Below are 16,176 nucleotides of genomic sequence, written 5' to 3' on the forward strand. Positions count from 1 at the left end.
CTTGCGGCAGCTAGTTCAGCACAATCCACGCCGGCGCATGGTCGCTGGCGCCTTCCTCGCCGCGCACCCTGCGATCGACGCCGGCCTTGAGCAGGCGCGGCGCTATCTGCGGGCTGAGCAGCAGATGATCGAGCCGCAATCCGGCATCGCGCGGCCAGCGGTTGCGCTTGTAATCCCAGAACGTGAACATCGGCTTTTCCGGATGCAGCGTGCGGATCGCGTCCGTCCAGCCCTGGTCCACCAGCGCCTTGAACGCCGCGCGGCTCTTCGGCTGGATCAGCGCGTCCTTGTCCCAGGATTTCGTCGTATAGATATCTGACGGCGTCGGCGCGACATTGTAGTCGCCGGCCAGCACGACCGGGATGTCCTGCTTGAGCAATTTGCCAGCATGCGATCGCAACCGTTTGAACCAGTCGAGCTTGTAATCGAATTTCGGCCCGGGCTGCGGATTGCCGTTCGGAAGATAGATGCTGGTGACGATGACGCCGTTGACGGCGGCCTCGATATAGCGCGCCTCGTCATCACTGCGATCGCCGGGCAGCGCGGTCCGGGTCAATACCGGCTCGGCATTGCGCGCCAGGATAGCGACGCCGTTCCAGGCCTTCTGTCCGCGCCACACCGCGCCGTAGCCTGCCTTCTCGATCGCCGGAATCGGGAACTCGGCATCGGTCGATTTCAGTTCCTGCAGACAGACGACGTCGGGTTTGGCCGCGCGCAGCCAGCGCAACAGGTTCGGCAGGCGGCGGTTGACATTATTAATGTTGAAGGTCGCGATCTTCATGTAGAGCTAACCGGCATCACTGTGCTTTGCGGACATCTGGAGATTCCATGTCGAAACTGCGCTTCGCCGTTCTTGTGCTCGCCATGGGTTGCTCCGGATCCGCAGTTGCGCAAACCGCCGACGGGCGCGGCGCCTGCAAGGCGGACTATGACAAATATTGCGCCGGCACGCCGCCCGGCGGCGGTCGCGTCGTCGCATGTCTGACCAAGCAGCAGAACCAGCTCAGCGACGCCTGCAAGAAGGTATTGGCCAGCCGGAAGGCGCAGTAAGCGCAGCGAACGCACTAAAGCAGGATAAGATCAGGTTGGGCCGTGACGACGGACCCTCTCGTGCCCCGTGCGCAAGCGGCCTGAGCGCTGCGAGCCGGGCTCATTCTACTTTGCATGGGGTTGTTTTCCAGATTTTGTAACTAGGCCCTGCGATGCACCGTCTAGGTGGAAGCAGCCGCCGCCTCCGCTGGGGGCGGAGCAGGGGGCTCTGCAGTGGCATTGCCGCCCTTATAGATTCGCGCGTAGCGCTTGCCGAGGCTGGTCAGCACTTCGTAGCCGATGGTGCCGAAATGGTGGGCGAGTTCGTCGACCGTGATGCCTTCGCCGATCAGGGTCACCATATGGCCGCGCCGCACGGCATTCTTGTCCAGATCGGTGACGTCGACGGCCGTCAGGTCCATCGAAATCCGCCCCGCGATCGGGCAGCGCTTGCCGGCAACCACCACCTCGGCGCCGCGGGTGCCGTCATTGGCGCTGGCGGCGCGGAAATAGCCGTCGGCATAGCCTGCGGCAACGATCGCTAGTCTGGTCGGACGCCGCGCCGTCCAGGTGCCGCCATAGCCGACGGTATCGCCGCGCTCGACATTGCGGATCTGCACGATGCGCGCCTTCAATTCGACGACCGGCTGCATCGGATTGTCGGCTTCAGGCGTCGGATTGATGCCGTAAATCGCACAGCCCGGCCGCACCAGGTCGAACTGGAATTGACCGCCCAGGAAAACGCCGGACGAATTCGCCAGCGATGCCGGTACGCCGGAGAACAGGCTCGCGATCTCGCGGAAAGCCGTGAGCTGCCTGGCGTTGGCGGGATTGTTGAGCAGTTCGGCGGAGGCGAGGTGGCTCATCACGAGCGTAATGCCGTGATCGCCGGCGTTGATCCGCGGGATGATGCCCTGCGCCTCGGTGACCGTCAGGCCGAGCCGGTTCATGCCGGTATCGATGTGAATGGCGGCGCCGCCCGACCAACCCGAGCGGCGGCAGAACACGTCCCATTCGGCGAGTTCGTTGAGGTCGCCGATCACGGGCTTGCAGTCGATCTTGGCGTAGGCCTCGCCGGTGTTCTGGAAGAAGCCGTCGAGCACGTAGATGGCGGCCGCGGGCGCCGCGGCGCGAACCACGCGGGCCTCATCGAGGGTGGCGACGAAAAACGTCTTGCAGCCGGCGCCAGCAAGCGCGCGGGCCACCTGTTCGGCGCCGCAGCCATAGGCATCCGCCTTGACGACACCGGAGCATTCGGCCGGCACCGCCGTCTTCTCGAGCTTGCGCCAGTTGGCGACGATGGCGTCGAGATCGACCGTCAGCACGCCGGTGGCCGTCACGAGCGCAGCCGCCTGGTTCGCCTCCGGCGAGAGCAGGGCGCCTTGCGGAATGGATTTGGGATCGGGGGCGACGTTCATGCCGCAGTATTACGCGGGGAAACGCCATGGTTCAACCGCGCTGAAGGCCGGACTAGGGCACACGGTAGGGTAGATTATCTCCTTCGACAAAATCACTAAACCGCGTGAATTGCCCTTCGAATTGCAGTGGGACCGTACCCGTTGGTCCGTGGCGCTGCTTGGCGATGATGACCTCGGCCTTGCCGTGAGCGAGCTCCATGTCGAGTTTCCACTTCTCGTGCTCGGGTGTACCGGGCTTGGGTTCCTTGTTCTGCAGATAATATTCTTCGCGATACACGAACAGCACGACGTCGGCATCCTGCTCGATCGAACCGGATTCACGCAAATCAGCCAATTGCGGATGCTTGTCGTCGCGGTTTTCGACCTGCCGCGACAGCTGCGACAGCGCGATCACCGGAATATTCAGCTCCTTGGCGAGCGCCTTCAGGTTGGTCGTGATCTCGGTGACTTCCTGCACGCGGTTGTCGTTGCCGCGCTTGCCCGAGCCCTGCAGCAGCTGGATGTAGTCGACCACGATCATGTCGAGGCCCTTCTGCCGCTTCAGTCGCCGCGCGCGCGCCGTCAGTTGCGAAATCGAAAGGCCGCCCGTCTCGTCGACATATAGCGGCAAATGCTCGAGCTTGATCGTGTAGTCGCGTATCCTTTCAAACTCGTCCTGTTTGATCCCGCCGCGACGGATCATGCTGGACGCAATGCCGGTTTGCTCGGCGAGAATACGCGTGGCAAGCTGCTCGGCCGACATTTCGCAGGAGAAGAAGCCGACAATGCCGCCATTGACAGACTTCATGGTGCCGTCGGCCTGAACTTCCGCCTGGTGCGCTTCGGCAATGTTATAGGCGATATTGGTTGCGAACGCGGTTTTGCCCATGCCGGGGCGTCCGGCGACGATGATCAAGTCGGATCGCTGCAGGCCGCCCATCTTTGAGTCGAGATCGCGCAAGCCGGTAGAGATGCCGGACAATTTTCCGTCGCGCTGATAGGCGTTGGCCGCCATATCGAGGGCGACCTTCATCGCCTGCGAGAAACGCTGGAAGCCGCCGTCATAGCGGCCGGACTCGGCGAGTTCATAGAGCTGTCGCTCGGCATCCTCGATCTGCGCGCGGGGTGCAAAGTCCACCGGCGCGTCGAAGGCGACGTTGACCATGTCCTCGCCGATCCGGATCAGGTCGCGTCGTAGCGCCATATCGTAGATGGTGCGGCCGTAGTCCTGCGCGTTGATGATTGTGGTGGCCTCGGCCGCCACGCGGGCGAGGTATTGGCCAACCGTCATGCCACCGATATCGGTATCGGCGGGCAGGAACGTCTTCATCGTGACGGGGGTAGCCACCTTGCCCATCCGGATCAGGCTGCCGGCGGTCTCGAAAATGGTCTGGTGGAGCGGCTCGAAGAAGTGCTTCGGCTCCAGGAAGTCGGAAACCCGGTAGAACGCGTCGTTGTTGACCAGGATCGCGCCCAGCAGACTCTGCTCCGCCTCGATATTGTGCGGCGCGCTCCGATAGACCGGAGTTCCTGCGTCGGGAGCGAGTTTGAGGACGTTCGAATCAGTCAGAGCCATGGGTCGGATTATGCTTCAGATTCTTGGCGTTGTTGGGATTCCGCCGGAAGGTCGCGATCCTCCGAGGTGGGGGGCGATAAAGCGCCACTCGCGGGCCCGGTGGAAGTGTGAAGCTGCCTTATGCACGATTCACACATGTGAGGTGTGAATGAATCCCCGCCGGTCGACGTCTCCCCTTGACGGGGGCGACCAAAGCCAGGCGAGGCGGGAACGCTTCACCGAAAATGCCAGGTAAAATCTTAGGAGAGCCTGAACCTTACCACGACTTGGACGGACATATCCGGACGCGCGGGGTGTTTTCGAGCAGCGTCTTAAGCGTTGATCAAACCAGCATCAGGTAGATGAACGCGAACACAGCGGCGCCCACACCGATTGCGATCAAGGCGTAGTCGATCCTGATGTCGGAATCGAACGGGGCTGGGTAGGTCTGCCGGCTCATGGCGGAGATCTACGACGGGCCGCCACGGGCTTCTGTGAAGTAGATCACATCGGATGTGATTTTCTTCACCTCAGTATGGATTGGTTACGAAATTCGGAACGGGCCGGCGATTTTCGAGTTGCCGGTTATAACGGACCAGAAGGACTGGCGATGGGTCAGCAAATCCAGGGATGGCGATCGGCAAGCGCGCAGCGTTTGTGGCTGTCGATGCTGATCGACACGATGGAAGCGATTTCGCGCCCGGAACTGCGTGCGGTACCCTGTGACGAGCAGTTGCTTGCTACGGTGCGCGCCCAACTCGCCCGTCCGGCATTGGCTCGTACGCCTTATGCCTCGGCGTACAGCCTGCGGAACTGACGCCACCGCGCTTGACGGAGCCTATTCGCCCGCCAGCTGCAGCTGTGGCTGCCTTCCGGGTTCCATTGCGCGCAATCTTGCTTCTTCCCGGGTAATATAATTCCGCGTCATCGGCACGATTCCCTGACGCTTGGTGAGCTGGATCTGGAAGTTCATCAGGTTTTGCTTCCGGAACGACATTTCCGACGCCGCCAGGTAAAATTCCCACATGCGGGCAAACCGTTCGTCATAGAGGCGCACCGCCTCTTCGCGTCGCGCCATGAAGCGGTCCCGCCAGGCCTTCAGCGTTTCGGCATAATGCAGCCGCAGGATTTCGATGTCGCAGACCAAGAGGCCCGCCTTCTCGATCGCGGGGAGGACCTCGGAGAGGGCGGGGATATAGCCGCCCGGGAAGATGTACTTGGTGATCCACGGGCTCGTCACATCGGGACCTGTGGAACGGCCGATCGAATGCAGCACCATGACGCCGTCGTCCCTGAGAAGTTCGGCACAGCGCCGGAAGAAGGTCTCATAGAAATCGATGCCGACATGTTCGAACATGCCGACCGACACGATGCGGTCGAACGGCCCGGCAACATCGCGGTAATCGCTCGGCAGGAATCTTGCCGACCCCGTCAGGTTCTTTTCGACGGCACGGGCATTCGAGGCCAGCAATTGCTCCGACGACAGCGTGATGCCGGTGACGTCGGCGCCGGTCATTTCGGCTAGATAGAGGCCAAGACCGCCCCAGCCCGAGCCGATGTCGAGCACGCGGTTGCCGTGCCCGATCAGGAGCTTGGCGGCAAGGTGGCGTTTCTTGGCGAGCTGGGCATCGTCGAGCGTCGTATCCGGCGTCTCGAAATAGGCGCAACTATATTGCTTGTCGGCGTCGAGGAAGAGGGAATAGAGCCGCCCGTCGAGGTCGTAGTGATGGGCGACATTGTCTCTTGCCCGGCCGCGCCAATTGAATTGCCTGGCGTGCCGGCTGAAATAGCGCAGCCACCATTGCAGCTTGGCCCAACGTGGGAGCATTTCGGGCTGGCCGAGCAGTATTTCGAGCGTATCCGCGATCGAGCCGTCCTCGACCACGAAGGTGCCGTCCATATAGGCCTCGCCAAGCGCCAGTTCGGGATTGAGCAGAATGCGGCGCTGGGTCCGCTCGGTCAGGAACTTCACCGACACCGGACGGCCGGTTCCGTCACCGCAGGTAAACTTCGTCCCACTCGCGGCCGTGAAATTCATCGTGCCGCGGCGAATGAATTGACCCAAGAAATAACGCAACAACCGATCCATCGAAGCACCAATGGAACGAGCTACCCTTATACCGACGCATCCAGGAAAGGTTGGTTCCAGGGTTGGATCAAATTATCATAAGTATGATGATGCCGTGGCGCTATTGCGTTGGAGTCAAAGCGGATATTCTCAAATGCGGCAATCACGCAGATGCGCAATAAGCGCGCTTCCATTCGCGTCACAATCGGCTAAAAGGTGACCCGCCGCCGGCCACGTGATGCGATGCCGCGGCGATTCTGGAGATGCAGGGAATGTTGAGCCGAGCGCTCAGTTTAGCGACGGTGACGCTCCTGATCGGCTGCCTCACAGCAGGCGCGGCACGGGCGGCTGAAAATCTCGACGCCGGCAAGAGCCCCTCCCAGATATTCTCGAACACGTGCAACGCCTGCCACAAGAGCCCGCGTGGCCTGTTGAAGAACGTGTCGGCTTCATCGTTGCCGGGTTTTCTGCGCCAGCACTATACGACCGGCACCGACATGGCCTCGGTGCTCTCGTCCTACCTGATCTCCAACGGGGCCGCCGACCCCCGGTATCAGGGCAAGGATCAGCCGAAGCAGAAGGACGCCAAGCAGGACGGAAAACCAGATCAGCCCGACCGGCTCGGTCGCCGGCAGCCACCGGCGGCACCTGCGCGGGAAGTTTCCCGGCCGGACGCCGACGGAGCACCGCCGCAAGGCGAGGGCGCGCGTCCAGGCCGAGACGCGAAGCGGTTCGCGCGTCCGCAAGCGGCGCCCGATGCCTCGAAGCCTGCAGATGGCCAGGCCCCGCTGCAGGCCGCGACCGACAGCAAATCGGGCGTCAGGCAGAAACAGGGCAGACGTGGCAAGCCCGCCGTCGAAGAGCCGCCGAAAACCGAGCAGGCAGCCCCCGGCGAACCCGCAAAGGAAGAAGATGCGTCGCGGGATGCCGCCAAGGCTGAAACTGCCGCGACCGATCCCGCCAAGACCGATGCGATCAAGACCGATGCGATCAAGGGCGAGGGTGACAAGCCGGCCAGCGAGGCAGCGAAGCCCGTAGGCGAAACGGAAAAGCCGGCACGCGACGGCGCGTCCGAGACCGCCAAAGTCGATACTCCCAAGGAGAGCACCGGTAGCGAGCCGGCGCCGCTCAGGCCAGATCCGGTGCCGCCGGTCGCGCCGGCGCCGCCAGCTTCCGCTGCCACCGCGTCTGAGCCGGCCGCAGGTTCTTCCGCAGCGGCGCCTCCACCGGTAACGGCTACGGCGCCCGCATCGCCGCCGGTAGCGCCCGCCGGCCCGCCCGTGCCGCCCATCTCTCGCTAGGATTTTCAGATTTCCGAATGCCGGTCGACGGTGCGACATCGCTTGACCAGTTCTAGAGCGTTGCTCTAGAGTATAGATCCAACGGCCTCGAAAGACGGACGCGAATGACCACGGCGCGCGAAGATCTGCTGGCGGCGGGATTGGCGGTATTCGACCGCGACGGTTTCGAGGGCGCTACCGTGGCCTCCATCAGAACCCGCGCGCGAGCGTCCAATGGCAGCTTCTTCCATTTCTTCGGCTCGAAGAAGGAGCTGGCCGGTACGCTGTTCCTGGAAATTCTCGCCCGTTACCACGCTGCCGTCATCGCGGCGGTCGATGAATCCTGCGGGGCGCGGGAAGGCGTGGCGCGGCTGATCCGCGCGCATCTGGAATGGGTCGTCAGCTCCAGGCGCGAGGCACGCTATCTGTTCGAAATTTCCCGCAGCGAATGGACCGAGGAGATCCGCGGCGCGCAGCGCGCGCAAAATTCGCGTCTTGCGGAAGCCGTCCAGCGATGGCGCGCGCCGCTGGTTGAGCGCGGCGAATTGCTGCCGATGACATCGTCGGTGTTCTTCAGCCAGATCATCGGCCCGGCGCAGATTTTTTGCCGCGCATGGCTGTCGGGTCGCGACCGCGCCGATCCGAGAGAGCAAGCCGACATCCTGATCGCCTGCGCCATCCGCGCGGTGGTCGCGCCCGATGCGATCCACAAACCGGGAGAAACCGCATGAGTGCGAATAACGATCCCGACTTCGCGCCGATCGCGACCCGTATCCGCGACAATGTCGGCCGCCAAGGCTTCATGACCCATATCGGGGCGGAGCTGTCCGAGCTGACACGCGGCACGTGTACGCTTGAGGTCGACCGCCGGCCGGAACTGTTGCAGCAGCACGGCCTGTTCCACGGCGGCGTCACCGCCTTCCTGGTCGACAACGCTACCACGATCGCGGCCGCGACATCGCGGGGGCAGTCGGCGCTGACGGCGGAATACAAATTGAACCTGCTGTCGCCGGCGACCGGCGAGCGCCTGATCTGCCGGGCGCGCGTGATCAAGCCCGGACGTCAGGTCGCCGTGGTTGCGGCCGACGTGTTCTGCGTGATCGACGGCAAAGAGAAGCACACCGCGACCGCGTTGGCGTCGATTGCCATGCTCGACGAAAAAGCGGCTGCCAGAATCCCAAGCCCGACCTGAAGGGGCCGGGCTTGAAACTCGTTGCAGCGCGATAGAGGCGTTACTTCTCGGTTGCAGCAGGCGCAGGCGCCTCGTCCTCGTGCTGGGCTTCCGGATCGAAGAACTCGCCAGCGGCGGCGAGCGCCTCGGCGGCGGCGTCCTGGTCTTCCTGACGGGTCGAGATGTCCTCGCCGCGGTTGATGCGCTCGGCCTCATCGGCGCTGCGCGCCACGGTGACGCTGACGCTGACTTCGACTTCCGGATGCACGGCGATGGCGATCGCGTGCTTGCCGATGGTCTTGATCGGCGCATCGAGCAGGACCTGGCTGCGGCTGATCGTGACGCCGTCGGCCTCGAAGGAGGTGATGATGTCGCGCACGCTGACCGAGCCGAACAACTGACCGGTTTCGGAAGCCTGGCGCAGCACGACCACGTTGCGGCCGTTGATCTTCTCCGCGACCTTGGTCGCTTCGCCCTTTGCCTTGAGATTGTTGGCTTCGAGCTCGGCCTTCATGCCGTCGAACTTGGCGCGGTTGTCGGCGGTGGCGCGCAGCGCCTTGCCGCGCTTGAGCAGAAAGTTGCGGGCAAACCCGTCCTTGACGCGGACGACTTCGCCCATCTGACCGAGCTTGGCGACGCGTTCCAGCAAGATGATTTCCATTTTCGTTCTCCTTTTTGAGCGTTCGTATTCGATTGGGTTGGATGTTGCAGTTTCAGGATGCGGGCAGGGGTGGAGGCTTGCCGCGCAGATAGCGTTGGCGAAGTCCGAACACGGCGTCGGCGAGCCCGAGCGCGACCATCGCGAGCCCGGGCCAGACCAGAACGATCGTGACGACGTAGATGCAGCTCAGCCACAGCGCGCGACTCTTCAGCGCCAACGTCAGCGTATGCATGACGGCAAATCCCGTCAGCGCGTAGGCCATCAACAGCGCGCCGGCGGCAATCTTCGCGACGAGGCCAAGCAGCCCCCCGGTAAAACAGAATGCAATGGCGACGCACAGGCCGACGAGTGTCATCGGCGGCAGGGTCGTGGCCTTCAGATCGGGCCACGGGCGCTGGAGGCGGCCGGAGGTGGCGGTGATCTTGGCCGCAAGCCACAGATTGATCGTCAGCATGATCAGCGGCCCGATGACGATCGCCGCCGGCGCCAATGTTGCCGCGGCGTCGATCACACGCTCATTGGTCTCGATTCGGTGCATTGCAAAAACCCGGGTCACACCGCGCTTCAAGGCGGCCGTGATCGCGTCCGGATCGGTGGTGAATGCGAAGAGCGTCGTAAGCGTGATGAGCGCGGCGAAGCCTGCGATCCACAGCAGGATGCGACCGACCGGGTACCATTCCATCGAGGGGGGCGTTTGTTCCGTGCCGTCGTTTACCGGCCGGCCCAGCATTGCAAGGTGGCCAAGCCACCACGCAGGAACTGCCACGCTAAGGGCATAGGCGATGCAATGATGCAGGCCGAAGAGCGCGCCAATGCTGACGGCAGCAGCGATGCCGCCAATCGTTGCACTGAGGGGGCCCCATCCCATCGCCGCGACCATCAGGGGCATCGACGCCAGATAGAGCAACAACGCTGAAATCAGCGCGCGCGAAATTACAGACGCGAACATCAGGCCCGATGCAGCGCCGGCAGCGATACCAATGAGGACGATCGCGATCATCAGCTGTCCCGCCCCTTTCGAGCGGTTAGAGGTCGTCTCGACCCCAACCATCGGCGACCGGACGACCCGGAAGCCTTATGAATCTTATGAATAACGACCGGCGGCGCGAGCGCCGCCGGCCGAACATGTCTTAGCGAATGACGTAGGGCAGCAGGCCAAGGAAACGCGAGCGCTTGATGGCGCGCGCGAGTTCACGCTGCTTCTTGGCGGAGACGGCGGTGATGCGGCTCGGCACGATCTTGCCGCGCTCGGAGACGTAACGCATCAACAGCTTGGAATCCTTGTAGTCGATCTTCGGCGCATTCGGACCCGTGAACGGGCAGGTCTTGCGGCGACGGAAAAACGGACGGCGTGCACCAGCTTCAGCCATGATTCTTACTCCTCTTCCGTCGCTTCAACAGCGACGTCTTCGCGCGGACGGCGCGGGCCGCGGTCGCCGCGGAAGCCACCGCCTTCACGATCGCCACGGAAGCCGCCTTCGCGGTCACCACGGAAACCGCCGCCGCGATCGTCGCGCTCGCGGTCACGATCGGCCTTGCGCATCATCGCCGAGGGACCTTCCTCGTGCTCTTCGACGCGGACGGTGAGATAGCGGATGACGTCTTCAGAGATCCGCTCCTGCCGCTCGATCTCGGTGACCGCGGAGGAGGGCGCGTCGATGTTCATCAGCACGAAGTGCGCTTTGCGATTCTTGTTCATGCGGTAGGTGAGCGAACGCACGCCCCAGTTCTCGGTCTTGGTGACCTTGCCGCCGAGCCCTTCGACGATGCCCGTCATCTGGGTGGTCAGCTCTTCAACCTGCTGGGTGCTCGCATCCTGACGCGCGAGAAAAACATGCTCATAAAGAGGCATGGGTGTCCTTTCCTGTGTTGGCGCGATTCCCGGCGGCAAGCCCTTCGAGACCTCCGGAAAGGACTCGATAATGCTCAGAAGGCGGAAGCACGGGACGACGGACCAACTGGCCCTGCCACATCAACATCGCCAAAAAGGTGAGATTGCTGAGACCGTCCGTTCAGCTCCCGGCCGGGATCCACGGATGGCGCGGTTTATAAGGATTTTCAGCGCGCTGGCAAGGCTTCTTGGGGGGACTTGAAAGGGTTCCTGGCCTCTCCAACGAGGGCCGTGAGGCCACCGGGCCGGGTTGACATATTTGTTTGTATATCATACAAACAATGGACGAGAGGGCAAAATGGCTCCCAAGTTCGTCCAGACAGCTCCCGAAGCTCCAGCCGGCGATCCCAAGCATGCCGCCCGCGCCACGCGTACAGCCGGACGCCAGATGCGCTCGCGCCTCCTCGACGGCGCCAGCCGCCTGTTCAGGGAGCGGGGCCTCGCCGGAACCTCGATTTCGGACATTGCGGCGGCCGCGGACGCCTTTCCGAGCCAGATCACCTATTACTTCCGCACCAAGGAGGCGCTGTTCGTCGAGGCCGCCTGCCGCGAGATGCTCTATCTGGCGCGCGCGACCGAGCAGGCGGCGCTTCGGGCGCACACGCCGCGGGAATATACGCACGCGCTGGCGGAGACGGTGACGGCGACGGATTCGGTGGCCTTCTTTGCCGAGGCTTTGACCCTGACCAGACGCCGTCAGGATCTCGCTCCGTTGGTTGAACGCACCATCGAACGTCTGCACAGCGAAGGCGCCCGCGCTTATGCGAGCCAGGTCGAGCGGCACGGCTGGCGCTCACTCCGAGCGCCCGAGGAAAGCTCGCGCCGGTTCTGGGCAGTCGCGATCGGCGTCATGGTCGAGGGTCATGCGATGGGACGATCGGCAGAGGATTTGTGCCACGAGATGCTGCGCGTGCTGGGCGATCAGGCCACGACACCGCCTGGCGTCGACAGCGCCAGACTGCGCGTGGTTGACGACAGCGACAAGCCCGACAGGGAGACCTCATCATGACCGCGCTACGCATGCGTGCCCGTGACTTTCTGAACGAGGACCAATTGATCGCCGTGCGCCAGCGCGTGACGTGGAAAGGCATCGCCCTGATCGCACATGCATGGGCGCTGATCCTGGGATCGATCGCGCTGGCCGCCTGGTGGCCCAACCCGCTGACCTTTTTGCTCGCGGTCGGCATCATCGGCTCGCGCCAGCTCGGGCTCGCGATCCTGATGCATGACGGCGCACATGGATGTCTGTCGGCGGACGAGAAGGTCAACCTGACGCTGAGCCAGTGGTTCTGCGCCTATCCGATCTTCGCCGAGACCCGCGCCTATCGCCGCTATCACCTGCAGCACCATGCGCGCACGCAGCAGGAAGACGATCCGGATCTGGTGCTATCAGCGCCGTTTCCGATCACGGGGATGAGCTACCGCCGCAAGTTCGTGCGCGATATCACCGGGCAGACCGGCTATCAGCAGCGCAAAGCGCAATTGCTAAATGCACTTGGGCCCAAGGAATGGCCGCTCGCGCGGCGCGCCGCGCATTTTTGGGAAAAGCTCGGTCCGCAGTGTGCCGTCAATGCCGTGCTGTTCGCAGGCCTTGCCGCCGCCGGCGTGTGGTGGGCCTATCCGCTGTTGTGGCTGCTGCCGCTGCTCACCTGGCAGATGGTCATCACCCGCATCCGCAACATCGCCGAGCATGCGGTGGTCCCCGACTCGAACGATCCCCTGCGCAATACGCGCACCACGCACACCAATTTCCTTGAGCGGCTGTTCATCGCGCCGTATTACGTGAACTACCACCTTGAGCATCACCTGCTGTTTTACGTGCCCTGCTACAACCTGCCGCGTGTCCACCGCATTCTCTCCGCGAGCCGGTATGCGGACCGAATGGAGGTGCAGCCGAATTACGCCGCCGTGCTGCGGCTCGCGACTGCCAGGCCGGACCACGAGGACCGGCCTGGTAACGTCGTGAGCAGCGCACGCCGCGCCCGGGCCGGGAAGGAGGTTGGCGGTGATCAGGCCGCAGGTGGCTTCTAGCTAGAGGTGGACATCCCCTTTCGCTCATAGGGTAACTTCCCTGGGCGACAATAGCCGCGAAGGAGCGAGCGTATGATCGATCTGACCACCTTGGCTGCTTATGCGGCGGTTGTGCTCGGCTTTGTATTCATTCCGGGTCCCGCCACGCTCCTCACCGTTGCACGGGCAACGAGTTCGGGCACCAGGGTGGGAATCGCGACCGGCGTCGGGATCGCGGCCGGCGACATGATTCATACCTTTATGGCGATCGTCGGCATCTCAGCGATCATTGCCACTTCGGCGCTGCTGTTCAGCATCATCAAATACATTGGCGCCGCGTATCTCGTTTACCTCGGCATTCGCGCAATCCTTGAGAGAACACCGGCAAATCTGACGCCCGGCGGACTACCAATCTCGGCCGGCAAAGCATTCAGGCAAGCTGTTTTGGCCGAGGTGCTGAACCCGAAAACCGCACTCTTTTTTCTCGCGTTCCTCCCCCAGTTCGTGGTGCCCGAAAACGGATCGGTCGTGCTTCAATTGACGATCCTGGGGATCCTTTTTGTGCTGTTGGGGCTCGTCAGTACGGTGGTTTTTGCGGTCTGCGCGGGAGGATTGGGCAATTTTCTCCGTCGAAATCCCACCGTGCTGAAGTGGCAGGGCAAGGCGGTTGGCGGCATCTATTGCGCTCTGGGCGTCCGGTTGGCGCTGCAGGAACGCTGAGCCTGTCCGCCCAATTCCCGGCCTTCCCTGCGGAATGCGTCATCCCCCACCGCGGCTTGACATCCCGGCCTCGGTCAGTGTCTTACGGCCCCAATCAAATAAGGGAGCGCCGATGACGGCTGCATTTACTTTTCCGGGGCAGGGTTCCCAGGCGGTCGGTATGGGCAAAGCCCTGGCGGAAGCCTTTCCGGCCGCGCGGGCGGTATTCGACGAGGTCGATTCGGCGCTCGGTGAGAAGCTGACCGCGATCATCTGGGACGGCCCGGCCGAAACCCTCCAGCTCACCGAAAATGCCCAGCCGGCCCTGATGGCGGTCTCGATTGCCACGCTGCGCGTTCTGGAGACCGAGGCGGGCTTTTCCGTGGGGCGGGATGCGGCCTTCGTCGCCGGCCATTCGCTCGGCGAATATTCCGCGCTGGCTGCGGCCGGCAGCCTCAGCGTCAGCGATACCGCGCGCCTGCTGCGTACCCGTGGCCTTGCGATGCAAAAAGCGGTGCCGGTCGGCGCCGGGGCCATGGCGGCACTGCTCGGGCTTGATTATGAGGCCGCGATGGCCGTCGCCGGCGAAGCCGCGCAGGGTCAGGTCTGCCAGGCGGCCAACGACAATGGCGGCGGGCAGGTGGTGGTGTCCGGCGACAAGGCCGCGGTCGAGCGCGCGCTCGAAATCGCCAGGGCCAAGGGCGCCAAGCGCGCGATGCTGCTGCCGGTGTCCGCGCCGTTCCATTGCAAGCTGATGCAGCCCGCGGCCGATGCGATGGCGGAGGCACTGGCCGGCGTGACGATCAGGACGCCGGCTTCGCCGCTGGTGTCGAACGTGCTGGCGGCGCCGATCACCGATCCCGACGAGATTCGCCGCCGCCTGATCGAGCAGGTCACCGGCACCGTGCGCTGGCGCGAGTCGGTGGCTTACATGGCCGCGCACGGCGCCACGCGGTTCTTCGAAATCGGCGCCGGCAAGGTGCTGAGCGGTCTGGTCAAGCGCATCGCCGACGGCGCCGTCGGCGTGTCGATCGGGGGACCCAACGATATTGCCGCGGCCAAGGACGCATTGGCGGCTTCGGCCTAAAGCTCCCGGAAGGAGAGATTGATGTTCGATTTGACGGGCAGGACGGCGCTGGTGACCGGTGCGACCGGCGGCATTGGCGGGGCGATCGCGCAGGCGTTGCATGGCCAGGGCGCGACCGTGGCTATTTCCGGAACGCGCCGCGAGGTGTTGGATTCGTTTGCCGGCAAGCTAGGCGATCGCGTCCACGTGCTGCCGTGCAACCTTTCCGATAGCGCTGATGTCGAGGCGCTGGTGCCCGCGGCGGAAGCTGCGATGGGGCAGGTCGACATCCTGATCGCCAATGCCGGCATCACGCGCGACAACCTTTTTGTGCAGTTGCGTGACGAGGATTGGGACGACGTCATCCAGGTCAATCTGACCGCGACCTTCCGTCTCGCCCGCGCCGCAACCAAGCTGATGATGCGCAAGCGCTTCGGCCGGATCATTGCGATCACCTCGATTGTCGGAGTGACCGGCAACCCCGGCCAGGCCAACTACACCGCGTCGAAGGCCGGAATTATCGGCCTGATCAAGACGCTGGGTGCGGAATATGCCAAGCGCAACGTGACCGCCAATTGCATCGCGCCGGGGTTCATCAAGACGCCGATGACGGACGCGCTCAACGACAAGCAGCGCGAAACCATCCTGACGAAGGTTCCTGCGGCGCGGCTGGGGACGCCGGAGGACATCGCCGCGGCGGCTGTCTATCTAGCCTCGAACGAGGCCGCCTACGTCACCGGCCAGACGATTCACGTCAACGGCGGAATGGCCATGTTTTGAGCGAGTTATTGCCCCGATCGATGCGGCCAAAGGCCGTTTCGCCGGGGTGGTGGAGGTTGTAGTCAGGACTTGGGAAGTATGGTAACCGAACCCCCGACGGATGGGCAAACAAGGCCATTGCAGGATTTTGAAACCCTGTATATTGGCGTGGCGACGCCTGCCGTTCGCCGGGGCTTTGTCGGCTACCACCGGGCCGAATCAAGACTATGCGCGATAGCGAAGGAAGTTTAACGACCACGATAGCTCGTAGCGTCTCTATAGCGTCTTGGGGTCGGGTCCAATGGAACAAGCACGAGGTTGAACGATGAGTGAGATTGGCGAGCGGGTTAAGAAGATTGTGGTCGAACACCTCGGTGTTGAACCCGATAAGGTTGTCGACAACGCAAGTTTCATCGACGACCTCGGCGCCGACAGTCTCGACACCGTCGAGCTTGTGATGGCATTTGAAGAAGAGTTCGGCTGCGAAATTCCCGATGACGCCGCCGAGACGATTTTGACAGTCGGCGACGCCACGAAGTTTCTCGAGAAGAACGCGAAAAGCTGACGTCGACGTCCCGGGCGGGTAGAGA

The 16,176-nt window shown here is 63.2% G+C and carries 19 protein-coding genes; 11 read left to right on the top strand and 8 right to left on the bottom strand.

The genetic code is table 11. The features are described from left to right. Positions 1-10: 10 nt before the first annotated feature. Positions 11-781, bottom strand: coding sequence for an exodeoxyribonuclease III (locus tag V1286_RS12940; RefSeq protein ID WP_334480061.1), 771 nt, complete (start codon positions 779-781; stop codon positions 11-13). A gap of 47 nt (positions 782-828) precedes the next feature. On the opposite strand from V1286_RS12940, the gene V1286_RS12945 reads away from it, so the two are divergent. Continuing rightward, the gene (locus tag V1286_RS12945; RefSeq protein WP_334480063.1) at positions 829-1,050 is read left to right on the top strand and encodes a cysteine rich repeat-containing protein; all 222 of its coding nucleotides are present in this window, start codon (positions 829-831) and stop codon (positions 1,048-1,050) included. A 161-nt stretch (positions 1,051-1,211) separates the two neighbouring features. On the opposite strand, the gene alr is transcribed toward V1286_RS12945, so the two are convergent. Both alr and V1286_RS12955 read right to left on the bottom strand, forming a co-directional pair. Beyond that, positions 1,212-2,447 (bottom strand): alanine racemase, encoded by a 1,236-nt coding sequence (alr, locus tag V1286_RS12950; RefSeq protein WP_334480065.1) that lies wholly within the window; start codon positions 2,445-2,447, stop codon positions 1,212-1,214. 52 nt (positions 2,448-2,499) lie between these two features. After that, a complete protein-coding gene (locus V1286_RS12955) occupies positions 2,500-4,002 on the bottom strand; it encodes a replicative DNA helicase (protein WP_334480067.1) in 1,503 nt (500 codons plus the stop codon). A gap of 589 nt (positions 4,003-4,591) precedes the next feature. Here V1286_RS12955 and V1286_RS12960 point away from each other — a divergent pair. Beyond that, a complete protein-coding gene (locus V1286_RS12960) occupies positions 4,592-4,798 on the top strand; it encodes a transcriptional regulator (RefSeq protein WP_334480069.1) in 207 nt (68 codons plus the stop codon). Between the two features lie 21 nt (positions 4,799-4,819). Here V1286_RS12960 and V1286_RS12965 read toward each other — a convergent pair whose 3' ends face one another. Beyond that, the gene (locus V1286_RS12965; RefSeq protein ID WP_334480071.1) at positions 4,820-6,070 is read right to left on the bottom strand and encodes a cyclopropane-fatty-acyl-phospholipid synthase family protein; all 1,251 of its coding nucleotides are present in this window, start codon (positions 6,068-6,070) and stop codon (positions 4,820-4,822) included. 251 nt (positions 6,071-6,321) lie between these two features. Between V1286_RS12965 and V1286_RS12970 the strand changes: the two genes are divergently transcribed. The 3 genes from V1286_RS12970 to V1286_RS12980 all read left to right on the top strand — a co-directional run bounded on the left by V1286_RS12970 (position 6,322) and on the right by V1286_RS12980 (position 8,521). After that, the gene (locus V1286_RS12970) at positions 6,322-7,350 is read left to right on the top strand and encodes a hypothetical protein (protein ID WP_334480073.1); all 1,029 of its coding nucleotides are present in this window, start codon (positions 6,322-6,324) and stop codon (positions 7,348-7,350) included. Positions 7,351-7,454: 104 nt separating this feature from the next. Next, positions 7,455-8,060 (top strand): TetR/AcrR family transcriptional regulator, encoded by a 606-nt coding sequence (locus V1286_RS12975; RefSeq protein WP_334480075.1) that lies wholly within the window; start codon positions 7,455-7,457, stop codon positions 8,058-8,060. Then, positions 8,057-8,521, top strand: coding sequence for a PaaI family thioesterase (locus V1286_RS12980; protein WP_334480078.1), 465 nt, complete (start codon positions 8,057-8,059; stop codon positions 8,519-8,521). The genes V1286_RS12975 and V1286_RS12980 overlap by 4 nt, the downstream gene beginning before the upstream one ends. Before the next feature lie 40 nt (positions 8,522-8,561). Here the strand turns inward: V1286_RS12980 and rplI are convergent, their stop codons facing one another. The 4 genes from rplI to rpsF form a co-directional block, all read right to left on the bottom strand. Continuing rightward, on the bottom strand, positions 8,562-9,161 hold the full coding sequence (gene rplI / locus V1286_RS12985; RefSeq protein ID WP_334480080.1) for a 50S ribosomal protein L9: 600 nt from the start codon (positions 9,159-9,161) through the stop codon (positions 8,562-8,564). Positions 9,162-9,213: 52 nt separating this feature from the next. Continuing rightward, complete coding sequence (locus tag V1286_RS12990) at positions 9,214-10,161, bottom strand: hypothetical protein (RefSeq protein WP_334480082.1); 948 nt, start codon at positions 10,159-10,161, stop codon at positions 9,214-9,216. Between the two features lie 130 nt (positions 10,162-10,291). Further along, positions 10,292-10,531: a 30S ribosomal protein S18 gene (gene rpsR, locus V1286_RS12995; RefSeq protein WP_002711478.1), complete on the bottom strand. Its 240-nt coding sequence runs from the start codon at positions 10,529-10,531 to the stop codon at positions 10,292-10,294. A gap of 5 nt (positions 10,532-10,536) precedes the next feature. After that, positions 10,537-11,013: a 30S ribosomal protein S6 gene (gene rpsF, locus V1286_RS13000; RefSeq protein ID WP_334489649.1), complete on the bottom strand. Its 477-nt coding sequence runs from the start codon at positions 11,011-11,013 to the stop codon at positions 10,537-10,539. A 337-nt stretch (positions 11,014-11,350) separates the two neighbouring features. Here rpsF and V1286_RS13005 point away from each other — a divergent pair, with 337 nt between their 5' ends. The 6 genes from V1286_RS13005 to V1286_RS13030 all read left to right on the top strand — a co-directional run bounded on the left by V1286_RS13005 (position 11,351) and on the right by V1286_RS13030 (position 16,151). After that, positions 11,351-12,061, top strand: coding sequence for a TetR/AcrR family transcriptional regulator C-terminal domain-containing protein (locus V1286_RS13005; protein WP_334480085.1), 711 nt, complete (start codon positions 11,351-11,353; stop codon positions 12,059-12,061). Next, positions 12,058-13,083: a fatty acid desaturase family protein gene (locus V1286_RS13010; RefSeq protein ID WP_334480087.1), complete on the top strand. Its 1,026-nt coding sequence runs from the start codon at positions 12,058-12,060 to the stop codon at positions 13,081-13,083. Before V1286_RS13005 ends, V1286_RS13010 begins: the two co-directional genes overlap by 4 nt. A 72-nt stretch (positions 13,084-13,155) precedes the next feature. Continuing rightward, entirely contained in the window at positions 13,156-13,782 is a 627-nt protein-coding gene (locus V1286_RS13015) for a LysE family translocator (protein ID WP_334480089.1), read from the top strand. A gap of 112 nt (positions 13,783-13,894) precedes the next feature. After that, complete coding sequence (fabD, locus tag V1286_RS13020) at positions 13,895-14,848, top strand: ACP S-malonyltransferase (RefSeq protein ID WP_334480091.1); 954 nt, start codon at positions 13,895-13,897, stop codon at positions 14,846-14,848. Between the two features lie 21 nt (positions 14,849-14,869). Further along, positions 14,870-15,607 carry a 3-oxoacyl-[acyl-carrier-protein] reductase gene (gene fabG / locus V1286_RS13025; protein ID WP_334480093.1) on the top strand — a complete coding sequence of 246 codons (738 nt, stop codon included), beginning with the start codon at positions 14,870-14,872 and terminating at the stop codon, positions 15,605-15,607. A 304-nt stretch (positions 15,608-15,911) separates the two neighbouring features. After that, on the top strand, positions 15,912-16,151 hold the full coding sequence (locus V1286_RS13030; protein ID WP_008969609.1) for an acyl carrier protein: 240 nt from the start codon (positions 15,912-15,914) through the stop codon (positions 16,149-16,151). Positions 16,152-16,176 lie beyond the last annotated feature (25 nt).

It is taken from the genome of Bradyrhizobium algeriense, from assembly GCF_036924595.1.
GTDB lineage: Bacteria > Pseudomonadota > Alphaproteobacteria > Rhizobiales > Xanthobacteraceae > Bradyrhizobium > Bradyrhizobium algeriense.